General features: G+C 64.1%; 14 protein-coding genes. 5 read left to right on the forward strand and 9 right to left on the reverse strand.

Annotated elements, in window-relative coordinates:
- Window positions 1-83 precede the first annotated feature (83 nt).
- Window positions 84-3,242 carry an efflux RND transporter permease subunit gene (locus tag N2603_RS11530; protein ID WP_260388822.1) on the reverse strand — a complete coding sequence of 1,053 codons (3,159 nt, stop codon included), beginning with the start codon at window positions 3,240-3,242 and terminating at the stop codon, window positions 84-86.
- A 12-nt stretch (window positions 3,243-3,254) separates the two neighbouring features.
- Window positions 3,255-4,448, reverse strand: coding sequence for an efflux RND transporter periplasmic adaptor subunit (locus N2603_RS11535; RefSeq protein WP_260388823.1), 1,194 nt, complete (start codon window positions 4,446-4,448; stop codon window positions 3,255-3,257).
- A gap of 234 nt (window positions 4,449-4,682) precedes the next feature.
- On the opposite strand from N2603_RS11535, the gene N2603_RS11540 reads away from it, so the two are divergent.
- Window positions 4,683-5,474, forward strand: a complete 792-nt coding sequence (locus N2603_RS11540; protein ID WP_260388824.1) for an ABC transporter substrate-binding protein — start codon at window positions 4,683-4,685, stop codon at window positions 5,472-5,474.
- A gap of 37 nt (window positions 5,475-5,511) precedes the next feature.
- On the opposite strand, the gene N2603_RS11545 is transcribed toward N2603_RS11540, so the two are convergent.
- A complete protein-coding gene (locus tag N2603_RS11545; protein ID WP_260388825.1) occupies window positions 5,512-6,687 on the reverse strand; it encodes a YncE family protein in 1,176 nt (391 codons plus the stop codon).
- Window positions 6,688-6,951: 264 nt separating this feature from the next.
- Here N2603_RS11545 and N2603_RS11550 point away from each other — a divergent pair, with 264 nt between their 5' ends.
- Together N2603_RS11550 and N2603_RS11555 are read left to right on the forward strand one after the other, a co-directional pair.
- Window positions 6,952-8,658 (forward strand): alkaline phosphatase family protein, encoded by a 1,707-nt coding sequence (locus tag N2603_RS11550; RefSeq protein WP_260388826.1) that lies wholly within the window; start codon window positions 6,952-6,954, stop codon window positions 8,656-8,658.
- Window positions 8,659-8,676: 18 nt separating this feature from the next.
- Complete coding sequence (locus N2603_RS11555) at window positions 8,677-10,020, forward strand: cytochrome-c peroxidase (protein ID WP_425248981.1); 1,344 nt, start codon at window positions 8,677-8,679, stop codon at window positions 10,018-10,020.
- 290 nt (window positions 10,021-10,310) lie between these two features.
- Here the strand turns inward: N2603_RS11555 and N2603_RS11560 are convergent, their stop codons facing one another.
- From N2603_RS11560 to N2603_RS11575, 4 genes are all read right to left on the reverse strand, one after another.
- On the reverse strand, window positions 10,311-11,036 hold the full coding sequence (locus tag N2603_RS11560; RefSeq protein ID WP_260388828.1) for a hypothetical protein: 726 nt from the start codon (window positions 11,034-11,036) through the stop codon (window positions 10,311-10,313).
- Between the two features lie 205 nt (window positions 11,037-11,241).
- Window positions 11,242-12,315, reverse strand: coding sequence for a hypothetical protein (locus N2603_RS11565; RefSeq protein ID WP_260388829.1), 1,074 nt, complete (start codon window positions 12,313-12,315; stop codon window positions 11,242-11,244).
- A 70-nt stretch (window positions 12,316-12,385) separates the two neighbouring features.
- Window positions 12,386-13,873: a flavin-containing monooxygenase gene (locus tag N2603_RS11570; protein ID WP_260388830.1), complete on the reverse strand. Its 1,488-nt coding sequence runs from the start codon at window positions 13,871-13,873 to the stop codon at window positions 12,386-12,388.
- A gap of 99 nt (window positions 13,874-13,972) precedes the next feature.
- Window positions 13,973-14,422 (reverse strand): cupin domain-containing protein, encoded by a 450-nt coding sequence (locus N2603_RS11575; RefSeq protein ID WP_018641055.1) that lies wholly within the window; start codon window positions 14,420-14,422, stop codon window positions 13,973-13,975.
- Window positions 14,423-14,610: 188 nt separating this feature from the next.
- Here N2603_RS11575 and N2603_RS11580 point away from each other — a divergent pair, with 188 nt between their 5' ends.
- Window positions 14,611-15,636: an AraC family transcriptional regulator gene (locus N2603_RS11580; protein ID WP_260388831.1), complete on the forward strand. Its 1,026-nt coding sequence runs from the start codon at window positions 14,611-14,613 to the stop codon at window positions 15,634-15,636.
- 6 nt (window positions 15,637-15,642) lie between these two features.
- Here N2603_RS11580 and N2603_RS11585 read toward each other — a convergent pair whose 3' ends face one another.
- The gene (locus N2603_RS11585; RefSeq protein ID WP_260388832.1) at window positions 15,643-17,487 is read right to left on the reverse strand and encodes an ATP-binding protein; all 1,845 of its coding nucleotides are present in this window, start codon (window positions 17,485-17,487) and stop codon (window positions 15,643-15,645) included.
- Between the two features lie 125 nt (window positions 17,488-17,612).
- Window positions 17,613-18,245: a cupin domain-containing protein gene (locus N2603_RS11590; protein WP_018641049.1), complete on the reverse strand. Its 633-nt coding sequence runs from the start codon at window positions 18,243-18,245 to the stop codon at window positions 17,613-17,615.
- A 218-nt stretch (window positions 18,246-18,463) separates the two neighbouring features.
- Between N2603_RS11590 and N2603_RS11595 the strand changes: the two genes are divergently transcribed.
- Window positions 18,464-20,155, forward strand: coding sequence for a peptide ABC transporter substrate-binding protein (locus N2603_RS11595; protein WP_260388833.1), 1,692 nt, complete (start codon window positions 18,464-18,466; stop codon window positions 20,153-20,155).
- Window positions 20,156-20,166 lie beyond the last annotated feature (11 nt).

Genomic DNA, 20,166 nt, shown 5'->3' on the forward strand with positions numbered 1-20,166 from the left:
GAAGCAATCCAGACTGTCTCCGCGGAAAGACTCTGGATTGCTTCGCTGCGCTCGCAATGACGATCGCGGTCGATAGCCGTTGTCTATCCTTTCACCTCCGCCACCGGCTGCGGCTTCGGCGCCTTCTTCGACGCGCGCCAGTTCTCGAAGCGCTGCACCACCACGAAGAAGGCCGGCACGAACAGCACCGCGAGGCAGGTCGAGGCCAGCATGCCCGAGAACACCGTGATGCCGATCGACTTGCGGGCGCTGGCGCCGGCGCCGGTCGCGAGCACCAGCGGCACCACGCCGAGGATGAAGGCGAACGACGTCATCAGGATCGGGCGGAAGCGGGCGCGGGCCGCCTCGATCGCCGACTCCAGGATCGGCTTGCCGTCGCGGACGTGCAGCTCGAGCCCGACCTCGACGATCAGGATGGCGTTCTTCGCCGACAGCGCGATCAGGAGGATCAGGCCGATCTGGCAATAGAGGTTGTTGTCGATCTTGAGGCCGCTCAGGATCAGCATCGGCCCGATCAGCGACAGCGGCACGGCGAGGATCACCGAGATCGGCGCGTACCAGCTCTCATACTGGCCGGCGAGCACGAGATAGACCAGCAGCATGGCGAGCCCGAACACCCAGTAGATCTGGTTGGAGACCGCCTTCTCCTGGTACGACATCGCGGTCCATTCATAGCCGGTGCCGGGCGGCAGCGTCTTGTCCGCGATCTCCTCCATCAGCTTCAGCGACTGGCCGGAGGAGTAGCCCTGCGCCGGCAGGCCGATGATGGTCGAGGAGGGATAGAGATTGTAGAGGCTGATCAACGACGGCCCCGTCGCCGGCGTGATCGTGGCGACGGTGCCGATCGGGATCATGTCGCCGTTCGAGTTGCGCACCTGCATGTTGGCGATGTCGCGCTCGGTGACGCGGAAGGCGGGATCGGCCTGCGTGTAGACCTGGAACACGCGGCCGAACTTGTTGAACTGGTTGACGTAGGATGAGCCGAGATAGGTCGACAGCGCCGAGAACACCTGGTCGGTGGTGACGTGCAGCGTCTGGGTCTTGATGCGGTCGATCTCGACGTTGAATTGCGGCACCGAGGAGCGGAACGAGGACTGCACGCGCTGCAGCGCGCTCTGGCTCTGGCCGTTGGTGACCATCGCGCCGGTGATCGCCTGCAGCTTGGCGAAATCGCTGTTGCCGTCGCGCAGCTCGACCTGCATCGAGAAACCGGCGGCGTTGCCGATGCCCTGGATCGGCGGCGGCGGCAGCACGATGGTCCGCGCCTCCATGATCACGGCGAGCTTGTCGTTGAGGCCAAAGACCAGCGAGCGCAGATCCTCGCCGGGGCCTTTGCGCGCATCCCAATCCTTCAGGATGATGTAGGCGACGCCGGCATTGGCAAGGCTTGCGCTGCTGTCGAGCGCGGAGATGCCGGCGATGGTGATGACCTGCGCCACGCCCGGCGCATCCTTGATGATATCGCTGGCACGATCGAGCACCTTCTGGGTCCGCTCCAGCGAGGCGCCGTCGGGGAGCTGGATGGCGGCGATCAGATAGCCCTGGTCCTCGATCGGCAGGAAGCCGGTCGGCACCCGCGACAGGCCGTAGCCGCCGACCCCGATCAGCACCAGAGCAACCGCGACCGACACCGTGGCATGCCTGACCAGGAAGGTGATCAGCCGCGTATAGCCGCGCTCGACCCGGTTATAGACGTTGTTGAAACCGCGATAGAAGAAGTTGCGCTGCTCCGGCGGCACCGCCGGCCGCAGCCACAATGCGCATTGCGTCGGCTTCAAGGTCGCTGCGTTGATGGCGGACAATAGCGCAGTCGCCGCGATCACCAGCGCGAATTGCGAATAGATGCGGCCGGTGAGCCCTGCGAGGAACGAGGCCGGCAGGAACACCGAGATCAGCACCAGGGTGATGCCGACGATCGGCGCGAACAGCTGGTCCATTGCCCTGATCGCGGCGTCGTGGCCGTTCATGCCCTGCTCGATATTGTGCGCGGCGCCTTCCACCACCACGATGGCGTCGTCGACCACGATGCCGATCGCGAGCACGATCGCAAACAGCGTCGACATGTTGATGGTGAAGCCGAGCGCCGCCATCGCGGCGAAGGCGCCGATGATGGTGACCGGCACCGTCGTCGCCGGCACCAGCATCGCGCGCCAGTCCTGCAGGAAGACAAGGATCACGACCAGCACCAGGAGGCCGGCTTCGATCAGCGTCATGTAGACCTCGTGCACCGAGGCCTCGACGAATTTGGTGGTGTCGAACGGCGTGTCGTATTTGATGCCTTCCGGGAAGCGCTTGGCGAGCTCGGCCATCTTCTTCTCGACCGCCTGCTCGACCTGGAGTGCGTTGGCGCCGGGCGACTGGAACACGCCGATGCCGGTGGCGGGCTGCTTGTTGAGCGAGAAGATCTGGCTGTAGGTCTGCGCGCCGAGCTCGACCCAGCCGACGTCGCGCACCCGCGTGACGTCGCCGCTGGTCCCCGTCTTGACGATGATGTTCTCGAACTGGGTGGTGTCGTCGAGCCGTCCGTTGACGTTGAGCGTGTACTGGAACGCCTGGCCCGGCGGGGTCGGCGGTGCGCCGACCTGGCCCGCGGAGACCTGCTGGCTCTGCTGCTGGATTGCGTTGATGACGTCCTGCGGCACGAGGCCACGGACCTGCAGCTTGTTCGGATCGAGCCAGACCCGCATCGAATATTGGCCGGCACCGAACACCGTGACGTTGCCGACGCCGGGCAGGCGGGAGAGCTCGTCGCGGATGTTGATGGTGGCGTAGTTGCTCAAATAGAGGCTGTCGTACTTCGCCTCGGGCGAGGTCAGCGTCACGAACAGCAGGATCGCGGTCGATTTCTTCTGGACGGTGACGCCCTGGTTCTGCACCGCCTGCGGCAACTGCGCGAGCGCGCTGGAGACACGGTTCTGCACCAGCACCTGCGCGAAGTTCAGGTCGGTGCCGATCTTGAAGGTGACGGTCAGCGTGTAGGTGCCGTCGGAGCCGCTGTAGGACTGCATGTAGAGCATGTCCTCGACGCCGTTGACCTGCTGCTCGATCGGCAAGGCGACCGTGTCGATCACGGTCTTGGCGCTGGCGCCGGGATAGCGCGTGGTGACCTGCACCGTCGGCGGCACCACGTCGGGGTATTGCGCGATCGCGAGGTTGAACAGCGCGACGCCGCCGATCAGGATCATCAGGAGCGCGATGACGTTCGAGAGGACCGGCCGCTCGATGAAGAACTTTGAGATCATGGCCGGCGGCTCCTACTTGGTGGACGCCTGGGACTGGTCGATCTTCGTCACCTGCGGGTCGATCTTCTGGCCCGGGATCACGCGAAGCAGCCCCGCGATCACGACGCGGTCCTCCGGCTTGAGGCCGCTTTCGATCACGCGCAGGCCGTTGTCGGTCGGCCCGATCTGCACCTTGCGCTGCTCGACGACATTGTCCTTGTTGACGACGAGGAGATAGCGGCCGCCCTGGTCGCTGCCGAGTGCAGTGTCGGGGACGAGGAGGGCGCTCTTCTCCTGGTCGAAGGGCACGCGGACGCGAACGAAATAACCGGGCAGCAGCGCCCGCTTGTCGTTGGGTATGACGCCGCGCACCGCGAGGGTGCCTGTCGATGTGTTGAGGGTCGGCGAGACGTAGTCGAGGTGGCCTTCATGCGGATACCCGGTTTCGGTCTGCAGGCCCACCTGGACCGGCAATTGTTTGAGGTCGGCGACGGTCAGCCCGCGGCGGGCCGCTTCGGCGCGAATGCGAAGGACGTCCTGCTCGTTGACCGTGAAGTTCACCCAGATCGGGTCCAGGGCGACGATGGTCGCGAGCTGGGTCGGGGAGGAGACGCCGACAAGCTCGCCGACCGAAACCAGGTGCGCGCTGACGATGCCGTCGAACGGCGCGGTCACGTTGGTGTAGCCGTAATTGACCTCCGCGAGCCTGGTATTGACCTGGGCCTGCTGGAGGCTGGCTTGGGCATTGTCGCGGGTCGATGTCGAGGTGTCCAGGGTGGACTGCGAGACCGCCTGACGCTGTACCAGATCGACCTGCCGCTTGTAATCGGCTTCGGCCTGCTTGACCGTTGCTTGCGCGCCGACCTCGGCGGCCTTCGCCTGCTCGACCTTGAGCTTGTACGTCTCCGGTTCGATCGTGAACAGCTGGGTGCCCTGCTTGACGAAGCTGCCGTCCTGATAGTCGATCGATTGCAGGAAACCCTGCACGCGCGCGACGAGATCGACGCTCTTGATCGGCGCGGTGTTGCCGGTGGCCTCGACATAGCGCGTCACGGGACGCTGCACCGGTGTGGCCACGTCCACCTTCGGCGGCGGCGGCGCCACGAAGGCGTTCTTGTCCTCGCAGCCGGCGAGCGCGATCACGGCACTCGCGGCGGCCAGCGCCCGTCCGACATGTCTCCACGCGCCATTGCGATGGGCGAGCGATGTGGGATTCGCGCAGGTCATTCGGTGGCCCCCGATTTCTGTCTGTCGGTGCCGCAGGCTACCAATAAACGCCCGGCCGTGGAACACCATAGCCATGGCAGTCGCCGGCCTTGCACTGCAAACCGCGCCGTGGCCTTTGGCAGGTTTGTCATGACAAACCGCTTTTCACCGCGCGCACGATCGACCAGAATTGTGTCAGGCCGTGTGCCGGAGACGGAGCAGTTGAAAGAAGAAAAAAGGTGAGGAGAACATGACATGCCCACGATCCTCCACTCGGCCCTTGCCGGCCTCGTTCTCGCAGCGGCCCTCGTCATGCCCGCGCTAGCCGATGGCCTGAAGGACGAGATCGCGCCGACCGGCAAGCTCCGGGTTGCGATCGCGATCAGCCCGGCGGGCGGCGCGTTCTGGTCGACCAGGACGGAATCCGGCTTTGCCGGCGTGCCGGTCGACCTCGGCAAGGAGATGGCCGCGCAGCTCGGTGTACCCGTCGAATATGTCGTGCACCAGAATTCCGGACAGATCACCGACGCCGCCTCAAAGGGCACCTGGGACGTTACATGGCTGCCCAAGGATCCCGAGCGCGAGACCAAGATGCTGTTCGGCCCGATCTACGAGGTCGCCGACGCCACCTACATCGTCAAGCCGGGTTCGAGCATCACCAATTTCGCCACGCTCGACCAGGCGGGCATCAAGGTTGCGGCCGTCAACGCCACGACCACCATGCGCGGCGCCATTGCGCATCTGAAGAACGCGACGGTGACGGGCTATCAGACATACGATGAAATCTCCGGCCTGCTGAAGAGCGGCGAGATCGACGCCTTCGCGTTGTCACGCGACCAGCTCAACAAGATGGCGCAGAAGATTCCGGGGACACGCGTGCTCGACGAGACCTTCAAGAAGACGGTGACCGCCGTCGCCGTCCCGCTCGGCCATGGCCAGGCGCTCGCCTTCGTCAGCAAATTCATGAACGAAGCGGTGTCGAACGGCACTTTGCGCAAGGCCTATGACAACAACGGCCTGAAGGACACGCCGATCCGGACGGAGTAGGGCAGGCGGCGCAGGGTGGCTGCGCCGCGCGCTGATCTCATGGCTCCGCGGTTCTGATCCCCGCGGGGCTCACCTGCAGCTTGAGCGTGGACGTCCTGGTCAGCGCCTTGCCGTCGAACGCGAATGCGATCAGCTCGTTCTCGACCATGCACTGCGCCACGACATGCTTGGAGTCCTTCGACCACACCATGCCCTGGCACCAATGGCCGATCTTGGCTTCCGCCACCGGCGCGAGCTCGGTCCCCGAGATCCGGTAGACCTTGAGCAGGCCGAAATCGTTGAAGAACGGCGAGGCCGACGGCTTGTTCGAGCCGTTCATGACTGTGACGGCAACATGATTGCCGTCCGGCGACATCTTTACCGCTTCCGGCGTCTGCCCGACGGTCACGGTCGAGACGATGCGGATCGGCTTTGCTGTCATGTCGATCAGGCTGATCGTGTCGTTGTCGCCGCTGCCGGCGCCGACATTGCCGACGACGGCCGCAGCGCTGCCGGTGAGGTCGATGTCATAGGGGCGGATGCCCGCGGAGAGGTCGCGCTTGGCGTACTCCACCTTGGTCCCGTCCACGGTGAGAAGCGAGATTTTGTTGTCGCCGTCGCGGGTGACCAGCGCGGTCGCGCCATCGCGCGAGAACACGGCGTGGCTCGGGCCCGACTTGGCATCACCAAGCTGGACCTTGCCGGCCGGCGTCAGCGTGCTCCCGCTGATCGCAAACACCGAGACGGTGCCTTCGCTGCGGTTCGCAACCAGCGCCAGCGTGCCCGCGCGGTTGATCGAGACCCCGGCCGCGCCCGCGCCGGCCTGGTGGGTCGCGAGCACTTTTGGCGGTGAGGACTTCAGGTCGATGACCGAAAGCTTGTCGTCGGGCACCGCCTTGGTCGGATCCGCCGGATCGATCTTCATCGCGCCTGTCACCAGCGCAAAGGCACCGTCGGGCGCGATTGCCACACTCGGCGGCGGGCCGACGACGCTGGCAGGCGCCGGCACCTCGCCCAGCAGCTTCAACGCGCCGTCGGTGAAGTCGATGACGCTGACCGTATCCGGCAGCGGCTGCTTGCGCACCACGGCAGTGCCGTTCTCCAGCACCATCTTGCCGTCATTGGCGCTGACGACGATCTCGGCGTGGGCGGCAAAACTGGCAAGGCCAGCCAGGGACGTCGCGACCAGAGCTGACGCGACATGGCGCACGCGTATGCGAGGAGCGGCTTTCATGTTTCCCCCGAGGATTTGTTCTTGTCTGGCCAAGCTAAATGCAACCGGGCGCATGGCGCAACAATCTGGACGCGATCATTTTTGCCATCGCCCACGGAATAAACCTGCATGCCTCGGCAAGGACGGCGCGAACCAGGCGGCTGCGTGAAAAATCGCGTCTCGGCTACTGCGCAAAGTGTCTCGTGCGTCAAACTGACACAGCCCTGTCATCCGCCGCCATTACGTTCCCGAGCGTCGGCGTCAATCCTTCGGGGCAACACAACAATGAAAACCAGATTTCTGACGACGGTCGCGTTCTTCGCGGCCGCGACGGCACTCGCGTGCAGCATTCCCGTCCTCGCGGACGATTTCGGTCGGGACCGGGACCACGATCGGGATCATCACCGTCATCCGCACGACATTCATACGGAAACGCCGATCAAGCATCTCGTGATCATCTTCAACGAGAACCGCTCGTTCGACCATTATTTCGCGACCTATCCGAACGCGGCCAATCCGTCCGGCTCGATTCCCTTCGTGCCGAAGCCGCATACCCCGAAGGTGAACAACCTCGTCACGGCCAATCTGCTGGTCAACAATCCCAACGACAGTCCGGCCAACGGCACTGGCGCGACCGACCCGTTCCGCCTCGACCGCACCCAGGCCAACACCCGCTCGCAGAACCATTCCTATACGCCCGAGCAGCAGGCCGTGGACAACGGCAAGGCAGACCTGTTCCCGAAATTCACCGGGCGCGGCACCGCCGGCGGCGCCGGCGCATTCGGCACGAACGGGCAGGTGATGGGCTATTTCGACGGCAACACCGTCACTGCCTTCTGGAACTACGCCCAGCACTTCGCCATGAGCGACAACAACTGGACCGACACGTTCGGTCCGTCGACGCCCGGCATGCTCGAAGTGGTCGCCGCGCAAACCAACGGTGTGCAGCCGGTCATCGGCACGTCATCGTCGATCGCCGACGGTCAGGGCGGTCTGACACTGACCGGCGACACCGACCCCGGCAACGACGTCTGCTCGAGCGCGACGAGCACCATGCTGATGGGCGGCAAGAACATCGGCGACCTGCTCAACGCCGAGCACATCAGCTGGGGCAGCTTCATGGGCGGCTTCGACCTCACGCTCAAGAATGCCAACGGGACGACGGGCTGCGCCCGCAGCACCTTCTCCAGCAACGTCAACGGCACGATCGTGGACTACGTCCCGCATCACGCCTTCTTCCAGTATCATAAGTCGACGGCGAACCCGACCCATGCGCGGCCGAGCTCGGTCCGTGCGATCGGCCATACCCATGACCTCAACGGCAAGGTCGATCCCGCCAATCACAATTACGACCTCGAGGACTTCTATGCCGCGGTGAAGGCCGGCAATTTCCCTGCCGTCTCCTACATCAAGATGCCGGCTTTCCAGGACGGTCATGCCGGCAACTCCGATCCGCTCGACGAGCAGGTCGGCAATGTCGAGCTGATTAACTTCCTGCAGAAACAGCCGGAGTGGCGTGAGACCGCGGTCATCATCACCTATGACGACTCCGACGGCTGGTACGACCATCAATACGTCGCGCCGAAGAACGCTTCGTATGATCCGACCGCCGATCAGGTCAATGGCCCCGGCCTCTGTGGCCTTGGCGCCAGCAAGCAGCCGGCGCCGAAGGGGCTCGAAGGCCAGCCGGTCAACGGCCGCTGCGGTCCGGGCACGCGCGTTCCCCTGATCGTGGTCTCGCCCTACGCCAGGACGAACTATGTCAGCCACACCTACACGACGCAGGCTTCGGTGGTTCGCTTCATCGAGGACAACTGGCTGCGCGGCCAGCGTCTCGGCGGCGGCGCATTCGACGCCACCACGGGATCGATCATGGACCTGTTCGACTTCGACCATGATCACAGCCACGACCTACGGGCCGATGCGCTGTTCCTCGATCCGACCTCCGGCACCGTCATCACCAGCCCGCCGGACGAGCACCACCACCACTAGTCCAATAGGATGCGACTAATGAACGGCCGCACTACGTGGCTCCTCGGCGCCGGCCTACTTTGTCTGGCCGGCGCCGTCTTTGCTGCCGGAACGAAAGGATTTGCAGAGACGAATAAAGTGGGTGTGAACCCGAACCCGGTCCGTCTCATGCGCCCGCCCGTCGCTCCTCTGTCGGCGATGGCACAGCTCGGCAAGGAGATCTTTTACGACGCCTCGCTCTCTTCGTCCGGAGCGCTGTCATGCGCCTCCTGCCACAGCCCGGATCACGCCTATGGGCCGCCCAGTGACGGGCCGGTGATGCTCGGCGGCGCCACCCTGTCGCGGCAGGGCGCACGCGCGGTGCCGTCGCTGACCTATCTCGAGCGCCATCCGAATTTCAGCATCGGCCCCGACAAGGGCGACGACGACAACATCATCGACCTCGCGCAGATGGCCGCAATCGGGCAGCAGGCCGCGCGCACGACCAAGACCGCGGGCGGCACCGGCGCATCGACGAACATCGTGCCGCAGGGCGGCCTGTTCTGGGATGGTCGTGCCGACACGTTGCAGGACCAGGCGCTGGTTCCGCTGCTCGATCCCAACGAGATGGACGGCGGCAGTGCCGAGATCGTCGCCGACAAGCTGCGCCGCGCGCCCTATACCAACCGCTTCGCCGAGCTGTTCGGTGCCGGTGTGCTCAGGAATCAGCGGCTCCTGATCGCGGAGGCGATGTTCGCGGTCGCGCGCTATCAGGTGGAAGAGCCGAGCTTCCATCCCTACACCAGCAAGTACGACTACTGGCTCGAAGGCAAGGCCCGGCTGTCCGAGAGCGAGCTGCGCGGCCTGCAGGTTTTCAACGATCCTGACAAGGCCAATTGCGCGGGATGCCATACCTCGGCCCCGACGCGCGACGGCCTGCCGCCGCTGTTCACCGATCATCAATACGAGGCCCTCGGCGCGCCGCGCAATGCCGCGCTCGCCAATAATCGCGATCCCAATTACTTCGACCTCGGCGTCTGCGGCCCGCAGCGCACCGACATTTCCGAGCAGACGCAATATTGCGGCATGTTCCTGACGCCGACGCTGCGCAACACGGCGACGCGTCATGCTTTCTTTCACAATGGCGTCTTCAGCACCCTTCAGCAGGTGATGGACTTCTACAATTTCCGCGACACCAATCCGGAAAAAGTGTTTCCGCGCGCCGCCGACGGCACGGTGCTGAAGTACGACGACCTGCCGCCAAAATATCACGCCAATGTGGATGTCACCGATCCGCCCTTCGACCGTCACCCCGGTGACAAGCCGGCGATGACCGAGCAGGACGAGGCCGACATCATCGCGTTCCTGAAGACGCTGACGGACGGCTACAAGGTGGAGAACTAGTTGGTCAGAATGTCCGAGGTGGTCACACCCCTCAATGGCATCCATGGTCGCGGCGGGGCCTGACGACTCTACCGATATTATTCGCGCTGAAGATCAGATCGCAATTGCCTCGACACCGCCCCAAGGCTAAGCGCCGTGGGCCCTTCGCGATCTGGAGCCGGTGTCGCGTGAGCGTTGGAGTATGAGTGGCAAGACATGTCCGCGTCCCGCGATGTGCTCACTGCCACATTGGGTGCAGCACTAAGGAGGCGCCGATCCGATGTCAGCTCCATCAAGGCAGTTGATTGTGCTCACTTGGCTTCCAAGCGATCCCTCATATACCATTCGAAAATCCGCGAGAGAACATTCAGCGCAAAGCAAATGGACCAGACAAAGCTGACCGCACACAAGCAATAAAGAACGCGTATTGAACCATCGTCCAAGATGTATTCGGGAGTACGCCTTTTCGCTTGACTGGTGAAGAGATTATCCCAAAAGCCGTTGCCGCCATTGACGATGGCCCACAAAATGCAGAGAAGGACGCTTGCCACATAGAATGCCAGCTCGTGGCGGAAAATCGATCGATCATACTTTAGGTGAGATAGTTCAAACGAAAATTTGCTTATTACCATTGCGATATAAAGGATAACCGTCACTCCAAGAAGGCTGATGCCCCCTCGCTTTATAATGAAGTCGATCGAGTCAGGTATCAGAGAGACTTCAAAGAACTTTTTTACAATGAGTGCTGTGCCGCCGACTGCAATGACTATCATCAATATTCGAGCGATACCGTCACCGTATCCGAAAAACCTTCTAAGGGGGACGACAATATAACCGCCAATAGCTTTGGTGATATGGGTCGAAGGATAACCCAACTCACCTAGCAGGAACGAAATCGACAAAACAAACATTACGATCGCGTCGCCGGTTTTGTTCTGATAGACGCTGAAGAGACCCCATATTGTCGTTCCGAACGCGCCGATGATCTTCCATTCCTTGCCAGCGGGTGATTCTTCAACCCTTTTGGTGTCGGCCATATTCGCGCTCCCTGCCCAAGTGTGATTATTTGTAGCGATTCCTTCTGGTTGTTGTCCATCCCTTGGGAAGTCCGACGAAATGAAACTGGCTGCCGCCGAGGATTAGCAGGCGCATGAGATGGCCGATGGCATCGTGGCGCGTCCTTCCCGATGACGAGTGGGAGAGGGAGCCTACGACGTCCGGTAGCAGTTGCAAACCGCTTCCTCAGCGCGACTTGATCTCCGCATATTTCGCCATCGCCCGCTCGAACTTCCGGTTGAACAGCCACATCGCCGCGAGGATCTCGCGGAAGCTGGCTGAGGTTCTCGCCCGGTCGGCCTGCCCGAACGCAAAAATGCTGTTGTTGCGCAGGTGCTTCATGATGGTGGGACTGGACACCCTGTAATTCAGCAGATCGCCCGATTTAAGCGCGGACCTTGTCGGGGTCGGGACGATCTGGATCAGCTCGAACAGCTTCATCTGGTCGATTGGGTCGGGCAACGTCTTCACGATTCCCGGGATCTCCCGGAACAGATCGGCGTGCGCGTTCATCAGGCCGTCGCGCACATTGGTCCAGTGGTTGAAGCGATGATCGGTGCCGCGGGCGCGCGCCTCTTCCTTGTCGTCACGCGCGTTCAGCTCGGGATCGATCGCTGCGATCTCGCCCTTGATGGTCTCCCATTTCCTGCGGCCGTTGCGGTCCTCGGACGGACCAGTCTGGAAGCTGCCCATATAGGTGTTCGAGCGTCCGTTGCGGACATTCTGCTTGCCGTTGGTCTCCGCAAAGAACAGCCCGAGGCTGATCCGGCCCGCAGCTTCGGCGTGAACCGGTGCAAGCCCCTTGGCGCGCGCGATCGCGGCCGCGAGATCGACGACGTCCTTGAAAGGCGTCGCCGAGTTCTGCGCATTGGCCGGCGGCGCCTCCATGATGTCGAATAACTTTCCGTATTCGTCGACCAGCGGCTCGATCTCGGCATCGAAATAGGCGGGAGGAATTTCGAACTTGTTGGGCCGGCCGATCCGCGACGGCATGGCATCGGTGAGATCCTTGTAGCTGCTGATCACGGCGACGCGTGCGAGATAGAGCGCCTGTCCCGGCAGGTTCGGCAGCGGCTCCTTTGCCTCGATCTGGCGCCGCCGCTCGGCGAGGATCGACTTGAAATCACCGAGCGCGCGCTCGTAGGTGGCAAGCGCCTCGGATTGCTTCGGCGTCGGCGCGCCGCTCTGTGCAACGGCGGGCGTCGCGACGAAGAAAGCAACAGCCGCGAAAGCCGCGGCGGCAAGGCGTCTCGATCCCATGGCTGGTTCCCGTCGATTCGATGGCCAGGGAGATCGTAAGCACCAGACGCGAGCAGCCGCAATTCTCCTCTCATGCCGCCCGGTAGTCCGGCGCCGTCGCCAGGAACTTGGCATAGGCGTCTGCGTCCGGCGGCTGGAAGCGGCCTGCGAGCCCACCGCGCTTCCAGTGCTTCGCGCCGATATCGGCCATCAGCTCGTCGAAATGGCGGTAGTGATAGGGGGCGACGCAGAGGCCGCCATAGACGCCCGCCGCCGGCCGCTCGACACGCTTGAAATGCAGCATCATCTCGATGTTGTCGCGCATCGCCTGCGCCGTCGGCTGGTTGGCGAGCTGGCCGTCGGCGTAGCGCACCAGCCAGTTGGCCGCGAGATCGGCGCAGAGCACGGTGCAGAACGAGGAGTTGAAGCCGACGAAGCCGAGCTCGGGCAGATCGGGATTGGCGATCAGGCGATAGAGCCGGTACTGCCCGTCGGCATCGACCAATTTCTGCCGATAAATCTCGGGCAGGAACGGCACCCCGAGCTTGTAGCCGATCGCGAGCACCGCGACATCGGCACTGACGCGCTCGCCGCCACTCATCACGATGCTGTCGCCTTCATAATGATCGAACGTGCCGAACACCGCCTTGATGCGGCCATCTGCGACCATTGGATAGAAGCCCGGCGTTGCGATCGGCACCGAGCAGTTGACGCCGTCCTCGATCCGCTCCGTCGGGACCATCTTGCACTGCTTGAGCTTGAGCTGCGCCTTGAGCAGGCTCTCCAACCCGCGCCAGTTGGCCCAGACCAGCGGCGCGGCGATGCGATGGGCAAGCCTTGCCATCGCGCTCGCGCCCCAGCCCGGAAACATCTCCTCCTGTGCGCGGATGTAGAGGATGCGTTTGAAGTTCACGAGCCCGCCGATGAAATAGGGGATGCGCCAGACCGGCTCGCGCATCACGATGGTGACCTCGCGCGCGCCTGATTTCACCGCGTTCACGGCGATGTCGGTCGCCGATTTCGAGCCGCCGAGCACGACGACACGGCGGCCTTTCGCCAGCGCCGGATCGCCGTATTTCGACGAATGCAGGATCTGGCCGCCCAGCGCCAGAAAACCGTCCTCGCCCGGACAATGCAGCTCGCGCGGCTCGTTGAACTGCCCGGTGCAGACAGCGACGAAATCGAAATCTTCGCTCGTCGTGTCGCCCTTGCTCGTCAGGGCGAGGGTCCAGCCTGGTCTTCCGTCGGCGCGGCGCGCCATGCCAGCGACCTCCGTGTTGAGGCGCAGCATGCGGTCGAGGCCAAAGCTCTTCGCATAGCCGGAGAGATAGGCGTGGACTTGCGGGCCGGTCGGCCATTCCGGATAGGCGTCCGGCATGGCGCGGTCGGTGTAGCGGTAGAGATCCTTCGGGCTCTGGGTCTGCACCTCAGGATAGGAGCGCGCGGGCTCCCAGACGCCGCCGAGATCGCCGCTGCGCTCGACGATGGTGACGCGGTGGCCGCGGGTGGCGAACGCTTTTGCGGCGGCAAGGCCGGAGACGCCGGCGCCGATCACGCAGACATGCTTGGGACTGATCATGGGATTGCTCGATGTGTTCGCGCGCAAGCGGCCACGTTCGGCCGCTAGGCGCGGCCGGCAAGACCTGCAAGCAGATGACAGTGGACGAGGCGGCGACGGCTAGTCGTTGGCCTCGGGCGGCAGGAAGTCGACCTCGTGCAGCGCCGAGATGCGCACCACTTCGGCTGGGTCGGTCAGATTGTGCAGCTGGTTGAACAGCGCCTCCAGCTTCTGCATCGGCGAGACCCAGAACAGCGCGCGGCACGGCTTGTCGGACTTGTTGAAATAACCGTGCGGGATGCCGCGCGGCATGCGCACGAGGTCGCCGGCATGGGCCTTGACCCATTGACCGTCGAGCTTGAGGTCGAGCGTGCCTTCCTGCACCAGGATGAACTCGTCCTGGGTCGGGTGGATGTGCACCGGCACGAACTGGCCCGGATCGCTGTTGGTCTCGAACGCGAAGGTGGAATCGGTGACGGCCTTGGGGAAATAGACCTGGCCAAGGATGTTCCAGCTCTTGCCGCCATAGCCCGTGCCGCTAGCGGTAATGCCCTTTTCGAGTGCAGTCATGGCTTGCTCCTCATGGATTCCGGCGGGGAGGGAGCTTCGGCCAGCCATGGGCCGCCTGTCTATCCGCTAAACGAATCCGGATGCGGCTATTGCCATGCAGCACGACGATTTTGCGGAGGCGGCCCTTTTCGCGTTCGGGGGACTATTATAGGCTTAAAGCAATTCCGTGACGCGAAGCGTGGTCGACGATGTCCGCAACCGTGCAGGAGGTGAGCGCAAGGGCGTCCGCAGCCGAGCGGCTTGCGGATTTCGCCTGCGTCACCACTGATGATGTCGACGAAGCGGCCGAGCAGATCGGGCGCATCTTCTGCCCGCACGATCTCACACCGACGCGGCCACGGGCGGCCGGCTTCTCCGCCCGGCACAATTGCGCGGCCTTCGATGGCTTCTCCATCAACTACGTCGCCTATGGCGGATCGGTCAGCATCGATCCCGGATGCCTCGAGCGCTTCTTCCTGGTGCAGGTCCCGCTCACTGGCTCGGCCCGCATACGTGCCGGCGCCGGGGAGCTCGATGCCAGTCCGGGCCGGACGGCATCGCTGCTGTCGCCGACTATTCCGACCCGGATGATGTGGGCCGATTGCGCGCAGGCGATCCTGCTGCTCGACCGCCGTCTGGTCGAGCAGCGCGCCGCGGCGCTGTCGGGCAGGGCGGCTTGTGCGGTCGAGTTCGATGCTGCGATCGACCTGGACGCACCGTCCGGGCGCCGCCTGCAATCCAGTCTTGCCGAGCTGATGCTGATTGCCGAGCGCCTCGGGCCGTCCGGCAGGCTGTCGCCGGTCGCGATGGCCGATTGGCGCGAGGCGATGCTCGATCACCTCCTCAACGGGCAGCGGCATGGCTTGTCGGATGCGATCCGGACGTTCTCGGGCCAAGCCGAGCGACTGCCGCGCGCACTGCGCGCAGCGCGCGACCATCTTGCGGACAATGCCGGCGAGCCGCTCGACCTCGTGCAGCTTGCCTGCGCCTCCGGCATCGGTATCCGCGCGCTCCAGCTCGGCTTCCGCCGTCACTTCGGCGTCTCGATCTCACAGATGCTGCTCGACATGCGCCTTGCCGGCCTGCACGCGCGTCTCGCCCAGGCCGCGCCCGATGCCTCCATCACCGGGATCGCCTTCGACCTCGGCTTCACCCATCTCGGCCGCATGGCCGGCGCCTACCGCGAAAAATTCGGCGAGACGCCGTCGGCCACGCTGCGGCGAAGGATGAGCTAGTCGGAGCTATTTTCGCGATCGCGTGGTGCCGCCGTCTTCAGCCGCCTGCCTGCGCAAGAAGCCGTCGACGTCCGCCTGCACCGAGTAGGGCGTCGGGATTGCATCGCCCGCGGAATCGACGGCGGTGTCGAGCGAGCGGCGCAGCATGCGCGCGAGCTCGGCCTTGCGGTACGGCTTCGTCAGCAGCGGTGCGCTCATCGTGGCGCGGCCCAGAGCTTGCGAGTCATATGCGTAGCCCGAGGTGAACAGCACCCTGAGCGAGGGCCGCGCGGCCACCATCTGCTCGGCGAGCTCGCGTCCGTTGATGCCGCCGGCCATGACGATGTCGGTGAACAGCAGGTCGAACGCCTTGCCTTCCGCCGCGACGGCGAGCGCTTCGGTGGCGTTCGCGGCCGGGATGACCTTATAGCCGAGGCTCTCGAGCTGCACCGTGACGTATTGGCGGACGTCGCGGTCGTCCTCGACGCAGAGGATGGTTTCCTGTCCCCCAACGATCTTGCGCTCGTCATAGCCGGCCGGGCGAAGCGTGCTGGTCTCGGCCTTCGGCAGGTAGATCGTGAATGTCGTGCCGCGGCCTTCCTCGGAGCCGACCTTGATGCCGCCGCCGGACTGCTTGACGAAGCCGAACACCATGCTGAGCCCGAGCCCGGTGCCCTTGCCGACTTCCTTGGTCGAGAAGAACGGATCGAAGATGCGTTCGAGAATGGCCCGGGCAATGCCGGTGCCGGTGTCGGCGATCTCGATCTCGACATAGTCGCCGGCATAGCCGGCGCCGACCGCGACGGCCTCGCGGACGCCGAACACCACGTTGCGCGTCGTCAGCGTGAGTTTGCCGCCGCCCAGCATCGCGTCGCGGGCGTTGATGGCGAGGTTGAGCAGCGCCGAGCTCAGTTGGCCGCGATCGGCGAAAGCCAGCCAGGCATTGGCGTCCAGCTTGGTCACGATCTCGATCTTCTTGTCGAAGGTCGCCAGCAGCAGCTTGGCCAGTTCCTCGAGCAGCTCGTTGACGTCGATCTCGGCCGGCTGGAGCGCCTGCTTGCGGGCAAAGGACAGCAGGCTCGATGTCAGCGCGGCGCCGCGGTCGGCGGCCTCGCTGATCAGCTTGGTGATGGTCGCAAGCGGCGGATTGTCCTTCACGGCGTCGGCGAGGATCTCGATCGTGCCGGTGATCACGGTGAGCATGTTGTTGAATTCGTGCGCGATGCCGCCGGTGAGCTGCCCGACCGCCTCCATCTTCTGGGCCTGGATCAGCTGCTCCTCGGCGGCCCGTTTCTGCGTGACGTCCTTGACGAAGGTGTTGATGATTTGGCGTTCCCCGAGACGCAGCGCCGTGCTGGACGCCTCGATCAGGATCTCGCCGCCATTCCTGTGTAGCAGGCTCGCCTCGAAGCGGATGCCGATCGGCGCATGCGCCAGTTCGGGCAGCAGCCGCATCATGCGTTGCCGGAAGCCGTCGCGGAGCGGCGCGGCGATGAGGAGGTCGACGACGTCGGCGCCGAGCGCTTCCTGTCGCGACCACCCGGTCAGGGCCTCGGCCTGGAAGCTCCACTCCAGGACGATGCCGCGCTCATCGGTCTGGACGAAGGCGTCGAGCGCGGTCTTGATGATGGCTTGCGTGATCTGCGCGCTCTCGGCGACGGTCTTCGCCTGATCGTGCTGCGTCGTCTCGATCGCACGCGTGCACAGACGCGCGAACAGCGCCGCAATGACAGTGCTTGCGAGCAGGGCAATGATCTGGGGCGTGCCGAAGCCGCCGGCGGCTCCGGTCACGGCATAGGAGGCGAGGAGGGCTGCGGCGGTCACGACGACCTGCACGGCCATCGCGAGTGTCAGAAGCCCCCTGAGTTTCATGTCTCACACCAAAGACGTCAGCCGCGCATGTCGACGAGCCCGGCATCATGTGAGCTACAGACTGCCCGGCTCTCCGTCGAGGGTCAATTTGCGCCCCCGAGGCCGCCGGGAACAGGAAACATGCTTCAACCTGGCGGCGAATCGGTCTTGAGCAGCGTCGTCACCCAGATTGCGCGCGCGACCTGCTGGGTCGGGTTGTCGAACATGTGCGGCACGATGCTCGGGAAGCGGAAGCTGTCGCCGGCCTCGAGCAGATGGGCCTGGTTGTCCAGCCACAGCCGCAGGCTGCCCGACAGGATGTAGCCGGCCTTCTCGCCGGTGTGCTGCAGGAAGTCGGTGCCCGAGGACGCCCCGGGATTGAGCGTGAGCTCGTAGAGCTCGAGCTGGCCCTTGCCGTCGGGGGTGAGGGCTTCCTTGACGACGCCGCTGGCAGTGAGCCGCAGCAGGCGCCTGGCGTTCTTGCGCACGATGTAGCGCTGCACGTTGTCGGGATCGCTGGTCTCGAAGAAGTAGGAGATCGGCACATCGAGCGCGATGCTGAGCAGGCGCAGCGTGCGGATCGACGGCATGGCGCGCGCGCGTTCGAGCTGGCTGATCATGCCGTTGGAGAGGCCGGTCTTGTTGGCGACGTCCTGGATCGAGAGCCCGGCGCGCTGGCGCAGCAGCCGCACGGTCTCGCCGAGGCGCTGGTCGACCGCATCGTCGGCCTCGATCGCCGGGACGTCCTTGGTGCCGTTCGTGTCGCCGCGACCATCCATGTCGCTCTCCCATGCATCGTCTCACCCCGCGACCGCATCGGGTCCGAGGTTCAGTCACAGTGAAAAGGTCGCGCATCCTAGCAATGTGATTGACAGCTGTATTTAGTCATGATGAACTTTTGATCGAAAAATTTAGAAGCACTAAAGCCCACTCCTTGTCCCTTGCCGGGGTCTCGGGGGCGCGGGAGACGGTGCCGCGTGCGACAAGGAGAGTGGTCATGGCAGACGACACCGGCAGGTTCGGCGTTGGGGCAGTGCATCTCGGAGTTCCGAATCGCCGTCAGTTCTTCCAGCTCGGCGCCGGCGCCGCGGCGGGATGGAGTCTTGCAGGCAGCGCCTTCGCGCAGACCGAGCGCCCGACCAGTCCGCCGGACAAGCCGCGCGGCCAGGTGATCGCGGCGCTGTCGCAGGAGCCGACCGTCTTCCATCCGCTGATGCCAGGCATCGAGGTCGATCAGGGCATCTGGTGGCAGGTGTTTTCGCCGCTCTGGTACATCGACCCCGACGGGAATTTCGTTCCCGACCTCGCCCGCGAAGTCCCGACCCTCGAGAATGGTGGCCTGTCGGCCGACGGGTTGACCTGGAAGATCAAGCTCCGCAGCGACGTGAAATGGCATGACGGCACGCCGTTCACGGCGGAGGACGTCAAATTCTCCATCGAGCTGATCAACAATCCCGGTTTCCGCGCGCGCAGCCGGGTCGGCCATAGCCTCGTCAAGGACATCACCGTCGTCGCGCCCGACGAGATTCATTGGCGGATGGAAGCGCCCTATTCGCCGTACATGTCGATCCTGGCGTCGTTCACCTTCATCGTGCCCAAGCACATCCTGGAGAAGGTGTCCGATCCGAACGCTTCGCCGTTCCACAATGCGCCGGTCGGGACCGGTCCATTCCGCTGGGGCGAGCGCGTGCCTGGCGATCATATCCAGTTGAATGCCCACACCGGCTATCACGGCAAGGGGCCGTACGTCGAACGTGTGGTCTTCAAATACATTCCCGATCTCACCGTGCTCTACACCCAGTTCCGCACCGGACAGGTCGACTACACGGGCCTTGCAGGCATCCTGCCGAACTTCGTGCAGGAGGCGAAGACGCTGAAGGGTCGCAAGATCTTCGTCTCTTCGACGTCTTCGGTAGAGCATATCGCGCCCAATTTGGATTTTGGTCCCTTCACCGACCGCGCCGTGCGCGAGGCGCTCTATCTCGGCATCAACAAGCAGGCGATCATCGATGCGCTCTATTACGGCCTGCCGACGCAGACCGAGAGCTTCGTGCCGCAGCAGGCCTGGTCGTTCCAGCAGGGGCTGCCGCAGCACAAATACGATCCTGCCAAGGCCAATGCGCTGCTCGACGCTGCGGGCTGGGTTCGCGGCTCCGGCGGCATTCGCGAAAAGGGCGGCGTGAAGCTCGAATTCACCAACTCGACGACGGCGGGCAGTGCCGTGCGCGAGCAGTGCCAGCAGCTCCTGATCCAGGACTGGCGGGCCATTGGCGCGGCGATGCGCGTCAACAACATGCCGGCGGCCGTGATCTGGGGCGACTTCTGGCAGCAATCGAAGTTCAATTCCGTGATCGTCGGCGTCAACTTCATGCTGGGCAGCGACCCCGACGTGACGCCGCGCTTCGGCTCCGGTGCCATTCCCGCCAAGGGCGGTCGCGGCTACAACACTTATCAATACCAGAGTGCGGAGGCCGACCGGCTGCTGTCTCAAGGCGCCAAGCAATTCGACCTGGCGCAGCGCAAGGCGACCTATGGCGAGCTGCAAAAGCTCATCCGCAACGACCTCGCCATCCTGCCGCTGTTCCAGAGCTTCATCGCCGAGGGCATCAAGGAGGGGCTGCAAGGCTTCCGTCCCAACATCAACATGTCGATCAACAGCTGGAACATGCGCGAATGGTACTGGGCTTGATGTCTCAGGCC

The sequence above is a fragment of the Bradyrhizobium huanghuaihaiense genome (genome assembly GCF_025200885.1).
Taxonomy (GTDB): domain Bacteria; phylum Pseudomonadota; class Alphaproteobacteria; order Rhizobiales; family Xanthobacteraceae; genus Bradyrhizobium; species Bradyrhizobium huanghuaihaiense.

Bases quoted from the DNA above. Each gene is read 5' to 3' on its own strand.
- N2603_RS11550 (WP_260388826.1), top strand. From the start codon at position 6,952: ATGAAAACCAGATTTCTGACGACGGTCGCGTTCTTCGCGGCCGCGACG.
- N2603_RS11580 (WP_260388831.1), top strand. From the start codon at position 14,611: ATGTCCGCAACCGTGCAGGAGGTGAGCGCAAGGGCGTCCGCAGCCGAG.
- N2603_RS11545 (WP_260388825.1), bottom strand. From the start codon at position 6,687: ATGAAAGCCGCTCCTCGCATACGCGTGCGCCATGTCGCGTCAGCTCTG.
- N2603_RS11555 (WP_425248981.1), top strand. From the start codon at position 8,677: ATGAACGGCCGCACTACGTGGCTCCTCGGCGCCGGCCTACTTTGTCTG.
- N2603_RS11595 (WP_260388833.1), top strand. From the start codon at position 18,464: ATGGCAGACGACACCGGCAGGTTCGGCGTTGGGGCAGTGCATCTCGGA.
- N2603_RS11560 (WP_260388828.1), bottom strand. From the start codon at position 11,036: ATGGCCGACACCAAAAGGGTTGAAGAATCACCCGCTGGCAAGGAATGG.
- N2603_RS11570 (WP_260388830.1), bottom strand. From the start codon at position 13,873: ATGATCAGTCCCAAGCATGTCTGCGTGATCGGCGCCGGCGTCTCCGGC.
- N2603_RS11535 (WP_260388823.1), bottom strand. From the start codon at position 4,448: ATGACCTGCGCGAATCCCACATCGCTCGCCCATCGCAATGGCGCGTGG.
- N2603_RS11530 (WP_260388822.1), bottom strand. From the start codon at position 3,242: ATGATCTCAAAGTTCTTCATCGAGCGGCCGGTCCTCTCGAACGTCATC.
- N2603_RS11565 (WP_260388829.1), bottom strand. From the start codon at position 12,315: ATGGGATCGAGACGCCTTGCCGCCGCGGCTTTCGCGGCTGTTGCTTTC.
- N2603_RS11585 (WP_260388832.1), bottom strand. From the start codon at position 17,487: ATGAAACTCAGGGGGCTTCTGACACTCGCGATGGCCGTGCAGGTCGTC.
- N2603_RS11590 (WP_018641049.1), bottom strand. From the start codon at position 18,245: ATGGATGGTCGCGGCGACACGAACGGCACCAAGGACGTCCCGGCGATC.
- N2603_RS11575 (WP_018641055.1), bottom strand. From the start codon at position 14,422: ATGACTGCACTCGAAAAGGGCATTACCGCTAGCGGCACGGGCTATGGC.
- N2603_RS11540 (WP_260388824.1), top strand. From the start codon at position 4,683: ATGCCCACGATCCTCCACTCGGCCCTTGCCGGCCTCGTTCTCGCAGCG.